Here is an 18,102-nt window from a genome sequence, read left to right on the forward strand (position 1 = left end):
CCCTGTTTCCCCTGGGGATCATAGCCCCCGGACGGTCTGTCACCAAACCGGCTGCAGGCGCGGTGACGCGGGGATCAGGCGCGCAGGTGCTGCACCGCCTCAGCTGATCTGTCCAGTGTCAGTTCAATCCGTGCGCGCATGTCGTCGAGATCGATGCCGTCTGTGCTCTTCTTGCCTTCCCGGTAGCGGGCATAGACCCCGTGCAGAATGGCCGCACTCTTCCAGCGGTTGAAACCGATGTAGTAATCCAGTCGCGACAGATCCCGGCCGGTATTTTCTGCATAGCGCTGTGCGAGCTCTGTCCGGGTCGGAAAGCCGGGCGGCGCGGTGGCTGCTTCGGGTGCGAAGGCGACGGAATCCGTCGGGTCCGGCCACTGATTCAGGGCATAGGCCAGATCCGCGAGGGGATCACCCAGCGTCGAAATTTCCCAGTCAACCACCGCAGCGATGGTGCAGTCCGGGCCTACCAGACAGTTGTGTACACCATAGTCTCCATGCACAACCTTCGCTGGCCCCTGGTCAGGGATGTTCTCGAGAAAGTATTTCTGCAACTCGTGGGCACGCGGGTCATCGAATTCAGCCCCGGCAACCGAGGAAGTCCAGGAACGGTACCAGGTCTTCAGCTGTCGCCCGACATAATTTTCCTTTTTACCGAGCGCGCCTAAACCCACCGCGTCGGGATCCACTTCATGAAGTGCTGAAAGCACATCGATGAAAGACATGGCCATCTTCCTTCGCTGCGCCTGCGGCACGTATTTCCGGGTATCTTCCGAGTTGTACAGGGGATGGCCATCGATCAGTCCCATCACATAGAACCAGGCCCCGGTAATTTCCGGATCTTCACAGAAGCCCAGGGCCTCCGGTACCGGCACCGGTGTCTGACCCAGGGCGGAGATCAGCGACCACTCCCGACTCATGTCGTGCGCTTTCGGCAGCAGCACGCCTTGCGGCGGTCTGCGAATGACCGCCGCGCGTCCTTTACTGTCGTCGATCCGATAAGTCAGATTCGAATGTCCGCCCTCCAGCCGCGTCCACTGAAAGGGCGGTGCCAGTGCCGGGATGTTCGCCCCTATCCAGGCCTCCACTGCCTCTACCCGATAACCCTCCGGTCCCAGACTCTCATCGTGACTGCTCACCGCTCGGCTACTCCCCAGATTCGACTGCGGCACCCTGCTGCGGGGACCTTGCTTCAACTGAACCCTGCTCCAGGGCCTCGCGCTCCAGCAGGCGTGCGCCGCGGAGGATGTTTCCCATCGCATAGTTGCCTTCGTGGCACGCATATTCGTAAACCAGCTGATCGCTGCGTTTCCACACGAACTGGCCGCTCCAGGGGGCCGTCCAGGCGGTCGGATCGGTCACCGTGAAATCGTAGAGGAGGTTGCCGTTGGCCATCCGGGTGAAACGTTCGACCACGTGCAGGTTTTCATCCGCGCCATTGAGTGCCGATACGGCCCGGAAGTTCTTCGACTCGACCACGAGGGTGTCGCCCTCCCAGTAACCGATCGAATCACCCAGCCATTTCCGGTTGGCCTCGGGTCCATGCTCGGAATTGATCCGCACAATCCGGGCGTCGTGGACCATCTCGAGGAGAATGACGAAATGATCCTCCGTCTGAGTAATACTCCGGAAGTTATTGTAAAGGCTCGGAATACTGGGAACGCCGGAGCTGAAAGCGAGAAGGCATCGCTCAGAGAGTGCCAGACTTTCAGGACCATCGAAAGGACCGGGTCCTTCGTGAGCGAGCCAGGATGCGGTGCCGTCATTGTCGTGGGAAAAGGAACTGAAGTTGTCTGCAATTCTGCGCTGCGCGGCTTCTGTCATGGCAGGCTGCCGGCCATTCGGGGGATCGTAGATGATGGAGGTGCGGTACTTGCCGTCGATCTCATCTACCGCGCTGCCCATGTCCACATAAAAAGCGTTGTAACCACCGACACCGCCGGCACCGGCCGCGTTGTTGCCATCACCCCCCGCGACGGGTGCTCCACGATCCGGATCGCTCTGCGCGCCCGCGGCCGCCAGACGACCGGCCAGCGTTCCCGCAATACCGTCTGCTTCCGCCTTGGTCATGAATGCCCGATCCCCGAACTCTTTCGGGCGGTTCAGGGGGGTCAGCGAGCCCCCATCATAGACGCCGCTGAAATCCGGCTTCCCCGAAGCTGTGCGTTTGGGCGTGAAGCCATCTTCCGCGTAAACGCCTGCGCTCACTGTCAGCGACAGCAGCAGTGCTGCCCGGGTAACGTGAAACTCAAAGCCTGTCTTCAAGGCGATGCCAGTTCCGAAGCGTTTCTGCGATTGGATCCTGGTGTGCATCGGCACACCTCCCCCTGTTTCTTCCATACTGTCCTTCCAGAGTCTGACCAGTGTTGCACCATGTACGACAGCTCACCCAGCCGCACAGCTCAGGCCACAGCCTATCTCCGCGCCCTGCACCTGTACATCGACGATGCTCCACCCGTCTTTACGGATCAACTGGCGATCAGGCTGCTACCCGCACTGCAGCGGCAGCAGATTCGCAGCATGGGCCGTCTCGCACGCCTCTGGCCGCGCCGGATGCGGCCACCGGACTCAGCTCTGACAGCCATCCGCGCCCAGGTACTGGTGCGGGCGCGATTCGCGGAGGATACCCTGGCAGTGGCGCGCAGCGGGGGAATCTCACGCTACCTGATCCTCGGGGCCGGCCTGGACACCTTCGCGCTGCGGCAACCGCAGCCCGGTATCGAGGTCGTGGAGATCGATCACCCTGCTACCCAGAACTGGAAGCGCTGGCTGCTGGGGCGATCCGGCCTTTCGATTCCCGCCCTGCTGAGCTTCCTGCCCGTGGATTTCGAAAAAACAGCACTCCCGTCGGTGTGGGTAGACAAAGGCAGCATCGATTTCGTTTCCTGGCTGGGTACCACCTACTACCTGAGTCGAGACTCGATCCGCAGCACGCTCACCGCGCTGTCACAGCTGACTCGACCGGGCGCTCAACTCGTTTTCGATTACTGGAATGAAAACCCGACTGGCTCAGGTGGCAGCGCCCTGCTCTGGGGAACCCGTCTTGCCGTCGCCCTGCAGGGAGAGCCCCTGCGGTCGCTGTTCAGCCCGGATGAAATCGAGCGGTTTGCGGCAGAGTGCGGCTGGCACGTGCTGCAGAACTGCTCACCTGCTGCACAGAACCAGCGCTATCTCAGCAACCGCCGCGACGGACTGGCGGTACCCGGTTTCGCCCATCTGCTGCACCTGCAGCGCGCAGAGACACCGGAGCAACGCCCCGCGAACTCAGTTTGAATCCTCAGGTGTGTCCGCCTGCCCTCCCCACACGCTCGGTCCATAGCCGGGGTGCAGGCGATCCTTATCGTAGATGCCCCTGGCCGCCTCTTTATGGCAATCGGCGCAGGGGCTGAGAAAGCCGACCTCCAGTTCCTTCACCTGCAGCTGGATCGGAATCTCATAGTGCATGTTCACGAAAGCCGGTAACTCGGTGATGCGCAAAGGTGGCGGCGAAGGCAGGTTGCGTAACAGCCTGCTCATCGCGGATGGCCGCCCTTTTTCCAGGCCGTGGGCGTCCAGGTAGGTGCCGATGTGGTCGACGGTGTCTTCATCCAGTGTCGCGTCTTCACCGAAGTGATCCTCGAGGCCCTCCATGATGCGCCGCCAGCTTGCAACCGGAAGCAGGTCGGGCGGATACGCCAGATGACAGGCCCCGCATTCATCGATATAGACGGCGTCTTCCGTAAACCTTGCCGGCTCGCCTGCAACCGCAAGTGCTATCACACCCCAGACACCGAAGACCAGCACACCGCCGAGCAATACCCCGCCAGATACCAGCCTCTGCAGACCCCATTTCGATAATTTCATGATCTGTCTACTGCTCCATCAGCCATACCAGCACATCACCTTTCTCCTGGGCCGTGCACTCACGGCGGAACGTCCACTTGCAGTTGCGCAGGAACCACTTGTCGATCTTCTTCCGGTCGGTGAGCCGCTCCGCGTTCACCGAAGGTGCCATGGGCTCAATGATTTTACCCGTCCGCTCATGCCGGCCGCTGCCTCTCACTGCATCGGTGTGACAACTTGTGCAGCTGCGACCATTCTGATTCCGGAACCAGACCGCCCTGCCCGCCTCGGCCGTGAAATCCTCCATGGCCTGCGCACGAAGCTCGTCCAGCATCCGGTTAACCACCTCCGCAGCCTGACTCGAACTGCCGACCAGCACACCGACTAACAGCAAACAGCGCATGCCAGCCCGCAAAGCGATCACTGCTGTCTCGCGGAAGCCTGATCCGCGCCCGCCCGGACTGCCACATCAGCCTCTTCCGCCCCGCGCACTTTGCGCCCGGTAAACATCGCTGCGATGAGATTCTCCCTTAACGAGAAACTGGCCAGCAAAACACCGGCGATATGGACTACCACCAGCGCCATTGTGAAATCCGCGGAAAAATGATGCAGGCTGACAACCGGCTCCTGGCGCAGAGTCGCAACGAACGTGTTCGCCAGGGGGCCGCTGCCTTCCATGGCGAACAGTGACATCCCGGAACCGGCAGTAATCAGAAGGCTGACCAGCAGTACGGCAATCATCATCCCCCCGGCCGGATCATGGCCCGGGTATGCTTGCGCCCTGCCTCTGAGCAGCAACCACAGATAGCGGACCGAACGCGCTGGAGACGTCAGAAAATCCGCAAAGCGGGCGTGGGACTCTCCCGCGAAACCCCAGAAGACCCGGAAGCCCACCAGCATTGCCACGGTGTAACCGGCGTGAACATGCAGCGCTATCCAGTCATTCTCGAGGAAATACGCCAGAAAGAAAAAGGCAGCCAGCGACCAGTGGAACAATCGGACTAACGGATCCCATACAGCTTTGGCTTCTGAAGGTCCCGAGCTCATACCCTCGATGCTCATCACCGCGACCAGGTTCCCCTGAGGATATCAGCCCGACCCGGTGCGAGGGGAAGCGATCACGTCGGCAATTTCGATTGCAAGCTGATGCGGGTCGAGGTGGGTAATGAGCTGATCGAACAGAGCTATGCGCGTACTGAGATCTTCGAGCCCAAGGCGCGGGTGCAGATAGAGTTCCACTTTCTGATGTCTGATCCAGATCTCCCGGCCCCTGGCTTCCTGCAGCCAGTCGAAAATGGCCTCCACACTCCAACGGTGCGTGTTCAGAGCGGAAGCGATCCGCCGCACCAGAATGGTGGTTGTGGTCACGGCCTGAACATTGATGGTGGCGGTATTGGTGCGGATTTCTGCGGTATCCCGCACGCTCAGTCGGTAGTCTGGAAATTCGATGGTATCGCCGGGTTGAATCTTCCTCGGCTGGTCCGCAGGTACTTTTTCGCCGTTGAGGTAGGTGGGATTGCGGCCGAAAACGATCAGCTGGTAGATGTCGCCTTCTTTACTGATCCTCGCGTGGGCCCGGGAGATCCGGCTGGAATTGCTCAGACAGAGGTCGTTGCGCTGGCCGCGACCGATGGAGAACGGCCAGCGACGGACCCGCACGAACTCGAAATCACCGCCTGCGAAGGAAACACCGAACTGCAGCGCCATTTATTTGAGAAGCCTCAGCATCTATCGATTGTAGTCAGATCTCTCCAGATCCCCGATTTCTGCTGGGCCGCATGCTAACAGGTGGCTGGCCTGTATGTATGAATTTTGTAAATCAATTCCCCGCGGTTCGCTTCCGCTGACAACACTCCGGCACCCCGATCTTCGGGTATGGGTTTATCACTCCATCCTTTTATATCAATTGGTTACAGAGTTCTTCTTACGATTTCATTAGAGTATGCGCTTTCGTTTCCGTCCGCATCCAGGGCCGTCATCGCCACATAATATGTGCCGGAAGGCAGCGCAATCGTAGCGCTGGAAGCTGAGGGGTTATTGACCGCTGAATCACCGGTGTAGTTGCGCGACACCTGACCGTAGTAGATCCGATAACCGGCCAGATCCGTCAGCGGGCTGCCATCAACGTTCTGGGTCGGTGCCTGCCAGTTCAATGCCAGACTGCCGGTCACGCTGATCGTGATCATGCTGACCGCAGTCCCGCCAGCTCCCGAACAGCTGAGCGAGTATGTCGTGTTGGCGGTGACAGGCCCCGTGGATTGACTGCCTGAGATGCCTCTCGAGCCACTCCAGCCGCCACTGGCGCTGCAACTGCTCGCATCGGTCGAACTCCAGCTCAGTGTGGTCGCCGCGCCGCTGTTGAGATTTGCGGAGGCGCTGGTCAGACGGACGCTCGGTGCAGGTGCCGATCCCGGCACGGCGGGTGTTGCAGGGGTGGACGGCGTGGTCGGGGCCGGCACAGCGGGGGTCGTGGTCGCCGGGGTAGTCGGAGGCGGTGCGGGTGTGCCGAGGGTCGGTGACTTGGTATCCGCCACAGAAAACGGCCCCTGGGTAACGGGCGCAGAGCGCTCACTGGAGCTGCCCGAGCAGCCTCCGAGCAGCAGAATCGAACACAGCGTGGTCGTGCAGATGAGGTTTCGTCTAGACATTGTGGACCTGTGTGGCACACAGCTGACCCGACCCCGCAAGGGACCAGGGCGCTGAAAGATTGGTTTAAGGAGGCGGAAGCCGGCGTTTCGACCGGCCCCGCCGTCTCGTGCATGCGGGGAGCACATGCAGGAATCGCGCTCAATGGTCACCCGGAGTGCGCGTTCCATGGCTTTCGAACTCTAGGGAAGGATGCCGGGCAGCACCTGTGGACAAGCTGTGGATTACCTGCTGAGACGGTCAGATACGGCATTTTCCCGGACCGGCCGCTGTTGCCAGGGCCGACGGCGGCCGCCCCGTTACCGCAGAAACGCCTGGGCGGGACGGAATGCATCACCGGCCGGCAACCGGGAGGCGCACCATCGGTGATACCATTGGCAGACCCTGGCCCAGCCGTCGGCCACCACCGGGCTGATCCGGGATACACCCTTAATCCGGGATACACCCTTAAAGGGAGACGACAATGAGCAAGGAATCCCCCCCGGATCCGGCAGACGCCTTCCGCGAGACCCTCACCCGCTGGGAACGCGGATTCGATTCCCTGGCCAATCAGCTCATGGGCACGGAAGGGTTCAGCCAGTCCATGAATCAGATGCAGGACCTGCGTCTGGGTATGCAGAAGCTCTACAAGGACTTCATGACCCAGAATCTGAGCAACGCCAACATGCCGTCCCGGGACGACCTGCTGCGGGTTGCAGAATCCGTACAGGAGCTGAACCGGCGTATGCTGCGGATCGAGGCAATGCTTGAAGACATTCTTCCGCTGAAAGGCCAGAACATGCCGGATCAGCGCAAGGGACCACCGAGGACCAGGAAACCACCAGGCACCACACCCACCGGGGCGAGCGCACCCGCAAAAACACCTGCGAAAGAAGGAAAGCCCACATGAGCGAAGCATCTGCCCAGGAGACGGACGGACTGCGGGAACGCGCCCAGGCCATCGTCGATCGCGCCATTCAGCGCAGCATCAAGGGACTGGAATTTGTCACCGCACCGAAGCCGCCGGTAGGACTCACCCCGAAGGATGTGATCTACCAGCGCGGCACCCTGCGCCTTTATCACTATCACGCGCAGACCGACGAGGTCTATCGGATCCCCGTACTGCTGGTGATGGCAACCACGAACAAAGCGTTCGTTTTTGATCTCGCACCCGGACAGAGCATGGTCGAATACCTGCTCCGCCAGGGTTTCGATGTGTTTGTGATCGACTGGGAAGCACCGACTCCGGAAGAGCGCGGCCTCAAACTGGAGGATTACACCCAGGATTTCCTGCCGACCTGCGTGCGCAAAGTGCAGCAGGTCAGCGGCGAGACCGACGTGTCCATCATCGGTTACTGCATGGGTGGCGTGTTGTCCCTGATCTACGCAGCAACCCACGCAGACGGTCCTCTGAAAAACCTCGTCTGTCTCACCACACCCGTCGACTGGCACAAGATGGGGCTCAACAACGTCTGGCAGGACCAGCGCTACTTCGACGTCGACCGGCTGGTAGACACTCTGGGGATCATCCCCGCGGACTTCGTAACCCAGGGTTTCGAGATGCAGCGACCGGCCCAGAAGATCGCCGGACAACTGCGGGTGTGGGAGCAGATGTGGAACGACGAATTCGTGAAGTCTTACCGGGTCTTCGACCGCTGGGGTAATGAGACGCTGCCACTGGCCGGTGAATACATGCGCCAGACCACCAGGGAACTGAGCTGGGGTAACAAGCTGTTCACCGGAGAACTGGTGGTCGGCGGCAAGCCTGCAAAACTGTCAAATATCAAAGTGCCGCTGCTCACCATCGTCGCGGAACACGACCATCTGGTGCCTTATGAGTGCAGCAAACCCCTGATGAAACTGGTCAGCTCACACGACAAGGAAGAGGTTCTCCTGAAAGGTGGACATGTCAGTCTGATCGCCGGGCCCAACGCAGTACGCAGAATGTGGCCCCGACTCGATGCCTGGCTGGCGGAGCGTTCAGTATGACTCAACCGGAATCCCGCTACCCGCGAACCGTCGAACTCTCCAGTTCCCGAATCGAGTTACGACTCATGACCCCGGCCGATGAACAGTCCGTACTGGAATTCGCACGCACCCTGCCCGCACACGATCTGCTGTTTCTGCGCCGGGATATCACCCAGCCGAAAGTTCTGTCTGCCTGGATCAGGGAACTCGAAGCCGGCACTATCACCAGCCTCCTCGCACTTCGTGAGGGTAAGCTGCTCGGCTGTTCGGCCGTCGTGCGGGACGAACACTCCTGGTCACCCCATGTCGGAGAATTACGGGTGCTGTTAAGCCCGGAACAGAGAGAAAAGGGTCTCGGGCGCACCCTCATCCAGGAAAGTTTCATTCTTGCCCTGTCTCAGGGACTGGAAAAACTCACCGCCCAGATGACAGCAGATCAGCAGGCCGCGATCGCCGTCTTCGAAGGACTTGGTTTTCGAGCGGAGGCGCTGCTGCGCGACCATGTGCGGGACGCTTCCGGTGCCAAACACGACATCGTCATTCTCTCCCATGATGTGGCGGAGTTTCAGGCGAAACTGCAACAGTACGGACTCAAGGAAGCGTTTTAGGCTGGCGCACAGCAGACGGGTTCAGGTAGCGCATCCCGCTGACCAGATGCTCCTCGCCTGATCCGGTCGCGAAGCGCAGGTTGAAGGTTTCGTAAAGCGTCCCGTCGTGCAGGGTCGATACGCTGAAATGCAGATGCTCACCGGTGCTGAAACCCGTATTTCCGGACACACCGATCATCTCCCCCGCATCGACCAGGTCCTGTTCCGAGACCCTCACCCCCTGATGGGCGAGATGCAGATATTTTCCGATGGTCCCATCGCTGTGCAGAATCCAGACGTGATTGGCCGAAGCCTCTCCCTGCAGACTTCGGGCATCCGAGTCCTGAAACACGCTGACCACTCTGCCTCCGCGGGCTGCATGTACCGGCGTGCCGATCGGCATGGCGAAATCCAGAGCGAACCGGTTCCCGGTGTGATGGGTCGTCAGATTGGTGTGGCTCTGAGTCACTTCGAAAGCCGAATCCGGTGCGTAAGGCAGCCGATAGAGGTATCCATCGTCATGCGGGTAGCGCTCGTGCCCGTAATGAATACGGTACTCATAACTCCAGCGACGACCATCGTTTGGCAGCGCCACCAGTTCGACCCGCTGAGGCTGGTCGAGGGTCAGCAGGAACGGCTTTGCGGAATCCGGATAGCCCTGCAGAAACAGGCCGAAACTCAATGGTTTAATGGTGCGGTTGTCGACAATCAGGCGTATCTGAGCCGCCTTGAAAACCTCTACACAGAGCAGGTCGGCGTTGCAGTTGACGTTGACGGGATGATCAGCTGCAAGCGCGGTCAGGTCTGCCATCAGCAGCAGGACGAGGCAGAAGAGAGAGCGGAACAGACAGATCTGGCAACCCTCCGCTTCAGAGCGCCGCGAGAACCACATCGAACTGAAAAAGCGGCAGCGCAGTAGCTGCATCGGTCTGCTCGGCGACGATAAGTCGCGGCCTCTGTGCCGCTGCCAACTTGGCGATTTCCGCATCCTGCGCCAGCAGTGGGTCACCCTGAAAGTACATCTGGGTGGTCAGTGATCGGTAGCCTTGCCTGGATATCTTGAAATGTATGTGCCGGCAGCGCCAGCCGCTGGCGCCCAGATACTCCAGTGAGTAAGGACCGGGTTTGATTGTCCTGAATCCATACTCACCACCGGCCGCGGTGGTTACCGTTCCCCAACCCTGAAAATTCTCATCCAACGGTTGCGGATTGGGGTCCCGGGGATGGGCATAGCGTCCGTAGTGATTGGCCTGCCAGATCTCCACGAGCGCATCCTGCACAGGCGCCCCCTCGACATCGAGAATCCGTCCGCGCACCAGGATGACGCTACCGACGGCCGTTGCGGAGCGATCCCCCACTGTTGTCAGATCCAGATCGGTGTCGGCCTGCTTGTCGACGGGATAGAAGGGCCCTTCGATCTGTGCAGGGGTCGGTGACCGGGTGCCCGCGAACACCCGTGCACCCGAGGACACCGACAGGCCGAAGCCGGCCCCCAGCCCCAGAGTGATCCGTCTTCTGGTTGGATTGAATCCGTTGGACATAGCCCCTCCAGCCCGCACAGTCGCATGCACCGGCCATCCCAGCCACCCCTACTCCGGCAGAGCGGACCGATCGATGATCAGAGAGTACTCCAAACGGTTGTTCAATCCAGCAACCCGATTCCAGTCACCGGCAACGGCTGAATCCAGGGGGTAAGGATACTGGGCGAATGAACGCTCTCGATCATGGGCAACGAGCTCCACCTCGATACCCGAGTCCTGGAGGAAGGGCGAATTCGCGATGAATTCGGCAAATCCCACCGACTCCCGCTCACTCACACTCGAAGAATCGTCCAGGGGATGTCCAAGTAACGCACAGGCTTCCAGTCGCGTATCCGGCGCGGCAGGTCTATAGCCACCTGCCGGATCCTCTTCGAGACAGAATTCGCCGAGATGAGATTCGATACGCACCCTCCCCCGGAAGTCGAGAGAGACGAGTTGCGAGAGCAGATCCCCAAGACCGGATGCCCGGGCATCGTTGAATGCAACCTCCTCGAAGGGCAGCGAAGCGTTTCGATTGATCGCCCATTGCAGCGCGTCGATCGCGCGGAGACTGCGCTGCTGCTGCAAAGTGCGCTGCGTGTGGAGTTCCGTTTCCAGAGTACGGATCTGCTGCTGCGCCCGGGATGCTGCATCGCCTGCCGCTACCGCCAGGCCATCACCGGCACGGTCAACGCGCACCTGCCAGAACAGCGCGCCGGCTGCGAAGGCGAGCACCGCGACCAGACCGAACAGTCCGAATCTCGATCCGGATCCTGTGCCCGGGGGGGCATCTGCTGCTTCGACAGGTCGCTGGCGCGCCATCTGTTCCTCGACGATTTCCGTCGCCACCTGCCGCGCGACAACGCGACTGCCACGCAGCAACTCGGCACGCAGATCGCGCTGATCTTCCAGGATACGATTGAGCAGCGCTTCCACTGAGAAACCTGGGGCCGGGTGCTCACGGGTCTGCCCGGATACAGCCATCTGATCGTCCCGTCGCCTCTGGGGAACGTCGAGCCCTTTGGGCGTGCTGGAACTGCGTCTCTCTGCCACCAGTCCCAGTTTCACCAGCATGTCGAACAAAGCCTGAGGCTGGACTTCTTTAGGCAGCACGCCGATCGCTCCCAGAGCACGCGCCTGACCCACGTACACCTCACCCTCCTTAGTCGTATACATCATCACAGGAATCATGGCGGTCTGCGGATTGCGCTTGATGGCCGCAACAGCCTCCAGACCATCCATACCCGGCATGGTGTGATCCATGAAGATCACATCCACATTCTGATGTTCGAGCAACTCCAGAGCGGCCTCACCGGACTCGGCCTGTAACACGACCAGATGATGCAGTTCGAGCATTCTCTGCAGCGAGACTCGCGCCGATTTCGAATCATCGACCACCAGAGCGTGTTTGATGGACATTTCCCTACCTGCACAAGTCGACGGCGGAGTAAGCGGCGCACCCTGCGATACCAGGCAGCGGCGCCTGCCAAGGACAAACAATGTGGCCATATGGCCTGCGGCGGTCAACTTTCTGTTGCCGGGATGTGGACCAGGCCACAGCGCCTGCCCCGGGGAACCCGGTCTTTTTGAGCGATCGAGCGGTTTTATTGCATTGCACCAATTTCCTGCTATTATTTGCTGCGATGCACCATGAGGGCAATTCTGCCGCTGGTGCGCAGAGGCCATGGCATGACGGCACCAGAAAAAACGGCGGACGAAGCAGCGGCAACCACCCGCGTCCGCGGCCTGCGACAGCGAGCGCTGAACGTCCGTAACCACCTGGCGCAGCGTCTGGCACCGGTGGAGGACTCGATCCTGAGTACCGAAGCCGGTCTGGCGGGGGAATTCCGCAGTGGCGCAAGTGTCGGCGGCCTGCGGGCGCTGTTTGACAGCGTCACCAGCCTGCTTAATGTCCGTCTGCCGAAGTTCGGCCGCCTGGTGTCGGGTATTGAAATCGGTCCGGACACGACGGCAACAATCGATCTGCTGGTGCCCGATGGACCGGGACCCTTTCCGGTGCTGATTTATCTCCATGGGGGCGCCTGGGTCGCCGGCAGTCCCGCCAGTCACAGGAAACTGACGGCCCGATTCGCCGAGAAAGGCTTCCTGGTACTCAGCGTCGACTATCGACTGGCGCCCGAGCACCCGTTCCCGGCCGGGTTGGAGGATTGCGTGCAGGCCGTGTACTGGGCGACTGAACATGCGGTCCGTTTCGGCGGGGATCCCGCCAGGATCGCAATTGGCGGAGATTCAGCCGGGGCGAACCTGGCCTGTGCCACCGCCGGGTTGCTGGCGGGTCGCCTCACCGCGCCAAAACTCTCTGCGGCACTGCTGATCTATGGCGTGTTCGACATGAGCGACATGGGCAGTTCAAGCGCCAACCGCTTCATTCACCGGGCCTATCTGCAGGGTGATACGCCCGAACAGCTCGCCGACCCGCGGGTCAGCCCGATCTCCTGGGCGGACAGACTGCCGCCCTGCTTCGTCGTGGTCGGCACTCAGGATTCGCTGCTGGTACAGAACCGGCGACTCCGCGACGCACTGGCGACGGCCCAGATACCCCATCACTACATCGAAGAAGCCACCATGCCGCACGGCTTCATGCAGATGGAGTTCATGGGCAGTGCGCGTCGCGTGGTGCAGGAGGCGGTGGAATTTCTGGAACTTCACATGGCAGAAACTCCGGCCACTCGCAGACGCAGACTCTTTCTGAGCCTCTGGATCCGACTGCGAAAAAGCGTCACCCGACTGCTGCAGCGCCGCGCGACCCGGGCAGCCAGACGATGGCGACCCACTCCCTGATTCAGCCGTCTGCGGGGACCGCCAGAGGTCCGGATGAAACAGCAAGCCAGCGACGACCCTTGGCGCCCGCCCGGGGCGGACGTTATGCTTCCCGCCATGAAAAAAATAACCCTCGTGCTTGCTGTCAGCCTGTTTACCGGTTCCGCAGTAGCCGCACCTCAGCCTGACTGGGCCGCGATCGAAGCAGAAGCTCTGGAACACTTTCTCGCCCTGGTGCGCTTCGATACCACCGATCCGCCGGGACGTGAGATTGATGCAGCCGAGTATCTCGTTCGTGCACTCGAAGCAGACGGCATCCCGGTACAGACCTTTGCCCTGGAAGCGCATCGACCCAATGTGGTGGCGCGGCTGAAGGGCGACGGCAGCAAGCTGCCGATTCTGATCATGGCGCATACGGATACGGTCAATGTGGATCCGGCCAAGTGGCAGGTACCGCCTTTCAGCGCTACCCGTGCCGGAGGCTACGTCTACGGCCGCGGTACAGTGGATGACAAAGACAACCTGGTTTCCGCCCTGATGGCCATGCTGACGCTCAAGCGGCTCAACATACCGCTGGAGAGGGACGTGATATTTCTGGCGGAGTCCGGGGAAGAAGGTGCGACACAGGTGGGCATCGAGTACATGGTGAACAATCATCTCGACGCCATCGAAGCCGAGTTCTGCTATGCGGAAGGCGGCGGCGTCACCCGACAGAACGGCAAGGTCGGCTATGCGGCCGTTCAGACCATGGAGAAGATACCGCGCGCCATCGCACTCACCGCCACAGGACCCGCTGGCCACGGCTCCGTACCCCTGATGGACAATGCCATCCTTCACCTCGCAGAAGCCGTTAGCGCTGTCGGTCAGTGGCGGATTCCCATCCGCCTGAACGAAACCACCAGAACCTATTTCGAACGTCTGGCCGCTATCTCCTCACCGGAAGATGCGCAGCGGTACATGGACGTCCTCCACCCGGATGCCGCAATCCGCAATGCCGCAGACGACTATTTCCGCCGCCATGAACCACGCCACGCTTCCATGCTGCGCACCTCCATCTCTCCGACCATCTTCGAAGGCGGCTATCGGGTGAACGTCATCCCCTCGGATGCTACGGCCACCCTCGACACACGCCTCGAACCCACCGAAGACGCGGAAGCATTCCTCGAGCAGGTCCGCGGGGTGATCAATGACCCATCTATCGCAGTAAACTGGGCACCCCGCAATATCCGACCCGCCGGCACCTCGAGCCTCGACACGGAGGCCTTCAAAGTCATCGAAGCGAACGTCCGCAAACACTATGAGGCGACCACCCTGCCGACGATGAGCACCGGTGCTACCGATATGGCGTACCTCCGTGCCCGGGGCATTCAGTGCTATGGCATCGGACCGGCGATAGACATCGAAGATGGCCCCAAGGGTTACGGCGCCCACAGCGACCAGGAGCGCATTCTGGAGAGTGAACTGCTGCGCTTCGTCCGCTTTCACTACGATATCGTGGCGGACATCGCCACCTCCCGGTAAGCACAGATTCCTTCGCTGTGCAGAGACCGCTTCGGGCCGGGGTCGACTGGCCCTCGTGATTCCTGCGTCGTAAAGCGGGCCACCCCACGGTTACACTGGGCACTCTCAGCACTTCGAGACTCGCCTCATTGAATCCCGCAACCCCGCCCATTCCCTTCTGGCTGAAAACCGCATACGGCTTCGGTTCCGTAGCCTTCGGGGTCAAGAACAACGGCTTCGACTACTTTCTGCTGCTCTTCTACAGCCAGGTAGTAGGGCTGGACGCGCGCCTGGTGGGCATCGCCATCACGACCGCGCTGGTCTTCGATGCATTGTCAGATCCGGTGGTCGGCTACTGGTCTGACAATCTCCGTTCACGCTGGGGTCGGCGCCATCCGTTCATGTACGCCTCGCTGCTGCCGGTTCCCCTGTCCTACTTCCTGCTCTGGAATCCACCCACAGCTTGGGGACAGACGGGGCTGTTCTGGTATCTGCTGCTGCTTGCCGTGTGCATACGGACCTTTATCACCCTCTACGAGACACCCAGTACCGCTCTCACACCGGAGCTGACCGGCGATTATCACGAACGCAGTTCACTGCTCAGCTATCGCTATTATTTCGGCTGGACCGGCGGCAACGCCATGACGGTGATGATGTTCTTCGCCATTTTCCCCGCATTCGCGACACCATCCATCGCGGATGGCCGTTTCAATCCGGCAAGCTATGAGGTGCTCGGCGTGGTCGGCTCGGTGCTTATTTTCATCTCGATCCTCGCATCGACCGCGGGTACGCATTCGCGCATCCCGTACCTCAAGAGCCCACCGCCGCAGCGCACAATGACCCTGGGCAGAATCTTCAGGGAACTGTACGAAACCCTGGCCAACAGGTCGTTTATCGCTCTGTTCGTCGGCGCGCTGCTCGGTGCTGTTGCGACCGGCCTGGCCGCCGCGCTGGCATTCTACTTCTATACCTACTTCTGGGAGTTCACGTCCGTGCAGACCGGACTGATCACCATGGGCGTCTTCCTGGCTGCGGTGCTCGGCGGCGTGCTCGCGCCCATCGTCACACGACGCTTCGGCAAGAAGCGCGGTGCAATGGGAGTCGGGCTGATAGCGTTTCTGGGTGCACCCCTGCCGGTTTTCCTGCGTCTGATCGACGTGCTTCCGGACAACGGATCCCCATTCATTTTCTGGTTCGTGCTCATCACCGGCATCATCGATGTTGGGCTTATCATCTGCTTCCAGATCCTCTATTCCTCCATGACTGCGGACCTGGTTGAACAGGCTGAGCTCCGAACCGGCCGGCGATCCGAAGGTGTATTTTTCTCGAGTGTCACCTTCGTGCGTAAAAGCGTCCAGGGTCTGGGATTGATGGTCGCCTCCTTCGTGCTGGCCCTGGCTGAGTTTCCGACAGGTGCGACGGTAGAGCAGGTCACCGACGAAACCGTGTGGCGCCTGGGTGCCTACTATGTGCCGACCATCCTGTTCCTGTGGATGTCGATGATCGCGGTGATCTCCTTCTACAAGCTGAGCGAAGGCGAACATCAGGACAATCTTGAGAAATTGCGCAGTGGCGCCGGCTCGGGCTGACAGCGGGGCCCGGGTCAGGATTGCCGAAGACGAGTGTGCGCCTGTATCAGCCCGTTGACAGGCATGGATGCCCGTCCGCTCCTGAAAGGCATGAGGGGATAACCATCATCGAAGTGAGCCACAGCAACCCGCGCAGTCAGATCAGCCTGAGACTTGCCCTGCTGGTTTGTCTGCTGGGTGGTTGCACCACGATCACACCCGAGCAGAAGGTCTACCCGTCGGGCTGGCCCGAGCTGGCAGCCGCCGCGCAGCGTCAGTGTGACCCGCCCACCGGTACGTTTGAGAATACCCACTGGCTCGAACACTTCGAATATCCGGAGTCCTCCGGGCCCAGGACTCCGGCACCCCGGCTCAGCTCCGTACTCGGTGTGAGCAGCGTCGGCCAACCTGTGACGCATATACGATTACAGAAACTGGAAAACGGTGATCTGCAGATCGAATCCCTGGGCGTTGCAGAAGGCAGCGAAACCATACTGAGAACCCGGGTGATTCCAGGCGTCGATTTCCGCTGCCAGGATAAGCGATGGTTTATTTCCACGACGGCAACCCACGAGGGCTTCAGGAGTTATCAGCAGGATGACTTCGATCCGCTTTATTCGGCAATGTACTACGTGGGAACGCTCGGTCTGGGTGCCCCGATATCGAGCTGGTGGAATTTCGTGTTCGCACTGACTCAGGAGGGATCACTGATCCTTAGACGCCAGAACATGTCCTCTGCCGTGCTGCTCGTCATGTTTTACTCACGGCTGGCCATGGACGACGACTGGTTTCTCTATCGACCCACGGATATCGGGAAAATGATTGCCCGCGCGGACGGCAATCCTGAATTCAATGTCATGGTAAGCCCGGCACAGTCCGCTCCGCTACCGGCACAGCCTGCAATGGATGCCTGCATATCCCTTTTGAAACTGCCATCCTCGGCACTGTTCGAATACGGCAAGGCGTTCTTCGCTCACAGGGACTATCCGGAGTCACTGCAATGTTTCACTGCAGCCGCTGAGCATCCCGCTGGCGGTAATCGCGAGGCCATGTGGCAACTGTGCACAATGTACGAACTGGGTCTGGGTGTTGAAACAGACATGGAAGTTGCCAGGCAATGGTGCCAACGGGCGAAATCCTGAGTGCATCTCTGTTCAGTTCGGCAACGGGGTTCCATGAGCGACGCTAGCATCCACGTTTTTGCGAGTTCCGAGTGGCAGGTCTATCGAACCCTGAGGCTGCAGGCGCTGCAGGACGCACCGGATGCCTTCGGGTCGACCTACGAAGAGGCAATCGACCGACCGGATCAGTACTGGATTTCCCGCCTCGAGAATCTGGCACCGAGCCGGGATCTGCCCCTGCGTGCGGACTGTGAGAACCGACCCGCCGGTCTTGCCTGGGGTCAGATCGAGGCGTCGCAACCGGTCACCGCACAGGTGTTTCAGATGTGGGTCGCACCGGAATTCAGAGGGCTTGGGATCGGTCGACGGCTGCTGATGGAGATCATCAGATGGGCTCGCGCGCAGGGCGCTGGCTCAGTCAGACTTGGCGTCACCCTGGGCAATAGAATAGCAACAGATCTCTACACATCCACCGGCTTCGAAGCAATCGGCAGTCCCGTACCGATCCGGCCGAACCGGAATCTGCTGGTGCAGGATATGCAGCTCCAGCTCGGTGGCGCGGAACGGGTGACCGGGAGAATGAACGATCAGGATGGTCAATAGCGCCCCGGAG

General features: G+C 60.5%; 20 protein-coding genes. 10 read left to right on the top strand and 10 right to left on the bottom strand.

Annotated features, from left to right (window positions below):
- Positions 1–74 precede the first annotated feature (74 nt).
- The gene (locus R3E82_07000; GenBank protein ID MEZ5550616.1) at positions 75–1,136 is read right to left on the bottom strand and encodes a phosphotransferase family protein; all 1,062 of its coding nucleotides are present in this window, start codon (positions 1,134–1,136) and stop codon (positions 75–77) included.
- A gap of 7 nt (positions 1,137–1,143) precedes the next feature.
- Positions 1,144–2,310 carry a hypothetical protein gene (locus R3E82_07005; GenBank protein MEZ5550617.1) on the bottom strand — a complete coding sequence of 389 codons (1,167 nt, stop codon included), beginning with the start codon at positions 2,308–2,310 and terminating at the stop codon, positions 1,144–1,146.
- 60 nt (positions 2,311–2,370) lie between these two features.
- Here R3E82_07005 and R3E82_07010 point away from each other — a divergent pair, with 60 nt between their 5' ends.
- On the top strand, positions 2,371–3,270 hold the full coding sequence (locus tag R3E82_07010) for a class I SAM-dependent methyltransferase (protein ID MEZ5550618.1): 900 nt from the start codon (positions 2,371–2,373) through the stop codon (positions 3,268–3,270).
- On the opposite strand, the gene R3E82_07015 is transcribed toward R3E82_07010, so the two are convergent.
- The 5 genes from R3E82_07015 to R3E82_07035 all read right to left on the bottom strand — a co-directional run bounded on the left by R3E82_07015 (position 3,262) and on the right by R3E82_07035 (position 6,005).
- The gene (locus R3E82_07015) at positions 3,262–3,840 is read right to left on the bottom strand and encodes a hypothetical protein (protein ID MEZ5550619.1); all 579 of its coding nucleotides are present in this window, start codon (positions 3,838–3,840) and stop codon (positions 3,262–3,264) included. The genes R3E82_07010 and R3E82_07015 overlap by 9 nt on opposite strands.
- A 7-nt stretch (positions 3,841–3,847) precedes the next feature.
- The gene (locus R3E82_07020; protein MEZ5550620.1) at positions 3,848–4,222 is read right to left on the bottom strand and encodes a DUF1924 domain-containing protein; all 375 of its coding nucleotides are present in this window, start codon (positions 4,220–4,222) and stop codon (positions 3,848–3,850) included.
- Between the two features lie 17 nt (positions 4,223–4,239).
- A complete protein-coding gene (locus R3E82_07025) occupies positions 4,240–4,881 on the bottom strand; it encodes a cytochrome b/b6 domain-containing protein (GenBank protein ID MEZ5550621.1) in 642 nt (213 codons plus the stop codon).
- A 27-nt stretch (positions 4,882–4,908) separates the two neighbouring features.
- Positions 4,909–5,526, bottom strand: coding sequence for an FHA domain-containing protein (locus tag R3E82_07030; protein ID MEZ5550622.1), 618 nt, complete (start codon positions 5,524–5,526; stop codon positions 4,909–4,911).
- Positions 5,527–5,729: 203 nt separating this feature from the next.
- Positions 5,730–6,005: a hypothetical protein gene (locus tag R3E82_07035; GenBank protein MEZ5550623.1), complete on the bottom strand. Its 276-nt coding sequence runs from the start codon at positions 6,003–6,005 to the stop codon at positions 5,730–5,732.
- An 85-nt stretch (positions 6,006–6,090) separates the two neighbouring features.
- Here R3E82_07035 and R3E82_07040 point away from each other — a divergent pair, with 85 nt between their 5' ends.
- The 4 genes from R3E82_07040 (at position 6,091) to R3E82_07055 (ending at position 9,020) form a co-directional block, all read left to right on the top strand.
- On the top strand, positions 6,091–6,522 hold the full coding sequence (locus R3E82_07040) for a hypothetical protein (GenBank protein ID MEZ5550624.1): 432 nt from the start codon (positions 6,091–6,093) through the stop codon (positions 6,520–6,522).
- A 406-nt stretch (positions 6,523–6,928) separates the two neighbouring features.
- Entirely contained in the window at positions 6,929–7,354 is a 426-nt protein-coding gene (locus R3E82_07045; GenBank protein MEZ5550625.1) for a hypothetical protein, read from the top strand.
- Complete coding sequence (locus tag R3E82_07050) at positions 7,351–8,433, top strand: alpha/beta fold hydrolase (protein MEZ5550626.1); 1,083 nt, start codon at positions 7,351–7,353, stop codon at positions 8,431–8,433. The genes R3E82_07045 and R3E82_07050 overlap by 4 nt, the downstream gene beginning before the upstream one ends.
- Positions 8,430–9,020, top strand: coding sequence for a GNAT family protein (locus R3E82_07055; GenBank protein MEZ5550627.1), 591 nt, complete (start codon positions 8,430–8,432; stop codon positions 9,018–9,020). The genes R3E82_07050 and R3E82_07055 overlap by 4 nt, the downstream gene beginning before the upstream one ends.
- On the opposite strand, the gene R3E82_07060 is transcribed toward R3E82_07055, so the two are convergent.
- The 3 genes from R3E82_07060 to R3E82_07070 are packed head-to-tail and all read right to left on the bottom strand — an operon-like array spanning position 9,004 to position 11,938.
- Positions 9,004–9,924, bottom strand: a complete 921-nt coding sequence (locus R3E82_07060; protein ID MEZ5550628.1) for a M23 family metallopeptidase — start codon at positions 9,922–9,924, stop codon at positions 9,004–9,006. The genes R3E82_07055 and R3E82_07060 overlap by 17 nt on opposite strands.
- On the bottom strand, positions 9,869–10,540 hold the full coding sequence (locus tag R3E82_07065; GenBank protein ID MEZ5550629.1) for a protocatechuate 3,4-dioxygenase: 672 nt from the start codon (positions 10,538–10,540) through the stop codon (positions 9,869–9,871). Before R3E82_07065 ends, R3E82_07060 begins: the two co-directional genes overlap by 56 nt.
- Before the next feature lie 48 nt (positions 10,541–10,588).
- Entirely contained in the window at positions 10,589–11,938 is a 1,350-nt protein-coding gene (locus tag R3E82_07070; GenBank protein ID MEZ5550630.1) for a response regulator, read from the bottom strand.
- 231 nt (positions 11,939–12,169) lie between these two features.
- Between R3E82_07070 and R3E82_07075 the strand changes: the two genes are divergently transcribed.
- The 5 genes from R3E82_07075 (at position 12,170) to R3E82_07095 (ending at position 18,092) form a co-directional block, all read left to right on the top strand.
- Positions 12,170–13,321 carry an alpha/beta hydrolase gene (locus tag R3E82_07075; GenBank protein MEZ5550631.1) on the top strand — a complete coding sequence of 384 codons (1,152 nt, stop codon included), beginning with the start codon at positions 12,170–12,172 and terminating at the stop codon, positions 13,319–13,321.
- 96 nt (positions 13,322–13,417) lie between these two features.
- Positions 13,418–14,821, top strand: a complete 1,404-nt coding sequence (locus tag R3E82_07080) for a M20/M25/M40 family metallo-hydrolase (GenBank protein ID MEZ5550632.1) — start codon at positions 13,418–13,420, stop codon at positions 14,819–14,821.
- A 128-nt stretch (positions 14,822–14,949) separates the two neighbouring features.
- A complete protein-coding gene (locus tag R3E82_07085; GenBank protein ID MEZ5550633.1) occupies positions 14,950–16,389 on the top strand; it encodes an MFS transporter in 1,440 nt (479 codons plus the stop codon).
- A gap of 113 nt (positions 16,390–16,502) precedes the next feature.
- Complete coding sequence (locus tag R3E82_07090; GenBank protein ID MEZ5550634.1) at positions 16,503–17,510, top strand: hypothetical protein; 1,008 nt, start codon at positions 16,503–16,505, stop codon at positions 17,508–17,510.
- A gap of 33 nt (positions 17,511–17,543) precedes the next feature.
- A complete protein-coding gene (locus tag R3E82_07095) occupies positions 17,544–18,092 on the top strand; it encodes a GNAT family N-acetyltransferase (GenBank protein ID MEZ5550635.1) in 549 nt (182 codons plus the stop codon).
- The last annotated feature ends 10 nt before the right edge of the window (positions 18,093–18,102 follow it).

The sequence above is a fragment of the Pseudomonadales bacterium genome (genome assembly GCA_041395945.1).
Classification (GTDB): domain Bacteria; phylum Pseudomonadota; class Gammaproteobacteria; order Pseudomonadales; family Azotimanducaceae; genus SZUA-309.

Bases quoted from the DNA above. Each gene is read 5' to 3' on its own strand.
- R3E82_07005 (MEZ5550617.1), bottom strand. From the start codon at position 2,310: ATGCACACCAGGATCCAATCGCAGAAACGCTTCGGAACTGGCATCGCC.
- R3E82_07010 (MEZ5550618.1), top strand. From the start codon at position 2,371: ATGTACGACAGCTCACCCAGCCGCACAGCTCAGGCCACAGCCTATCTC.
- R3E82_07015 (MEZ5550619.1), bottom strand. From the start codon at position 3,840: ATGAAATTATCGAAATGGGGTCTGCAGAGGCTGGTATCTGGCGGGGTA.
- R3E82_07020 (MEZ5550620.1), bottom strand. From the start codon at position 4,222: ATGCGCTGTTTGCTGTTAGTCGGTGTGCTGGTCGGCAGTTCGAGTCAG.
- R3E82_07025 (MEZ5550621.1), bottom strand. From the start codon at position 4,881: ATGAGCATCGAGGGTATGAGCTCGGGACCTTCAGAAGCCAAAGCTGTA.
- R3E82_07030 (MEZ5550622.1), bottom strand. From the start codon at position 5,526: ATGGCGCTGCAGTTCGGTGTTTCCTTCGCAGGCGGTGATTTCGAGTTC.
- R3E82_07035 (MEZ5550623.1), bottom strand. From the start codon at position 6,005: ATGATCACGATCAGCGTGACCGGCAGTCTGGCATTGAACTGGCAGGCA.
- R3E82_07040 (MEZ5550624.1), top strand. From the start codon at position 6,091: ATGCCTCTCGAGCCACTCCAGCCGCCACTGGCGCTGCAACTGCTCGCA.
- R3E82_07045 (MEZ5550625.1), top strand. From the start codon at position 6,929: ATGAGCAAGGAATCCCCCCCGGATCCGGCAGACGCCTTCCGCGAGACC.
- R3E82_07050 (MEZ5550626.1), top strand. From the start codon at position 7,351: ATGAGCGAAGCATCTGCCCAGGAGACGGACGGACTGCGGGAACGCGCC.
- R3E82_07055 (MEZ5550627.1), top strand. From the start codon at position 8,430: ATGACTCAACCGGAATCCCGCTACCCGCGAACCGTCGAACTCTCCAGT.
- R3E82_07060 (MEZ5550628.1), bottom strand. From the start codon at position 9,924: ATGCAGCTACTGCGCTGCCGCTTTTTCAGTTCGATGTGGTTCTCGCGG.
- R3E82_07065 (MEZ5550629.1), bottom strand. From the start codon at position 10,540: ATGTCCAACGGATTCAATCCAACCAGAAGACGGATCACTCTGGGGCTG.
- R3E82_07070 (MEZ5550630.1), bottom strand. From the start codon at position 11,938: ATGTCCATCAAACACGCTCTGGTGGTCGATGATTCGAAATCGGCGCGA.
- R3E82_07075 (MEZ5550631.1), top strand. From the start codon at position 12,170: ATGAGGGCAATTCTGCCGCTGGTGCGCAGAGGCCATGGCATGACGGCA.
- R3E82_07080 (MEZ5550632.1), top strand. From the start codon at position 13,418: ATGAAAAAAATAACCCTCGTGCTTGCTGTCAGCCTGTTTACCGGTTCC.
- R3E82_07095 (MEZ5550635.1), top strand. From the start codon at position 17,544: ATGAGCGACGCTAGCATCCACGTTTTTGCGAGTTCCGAGTGGCAGGTC.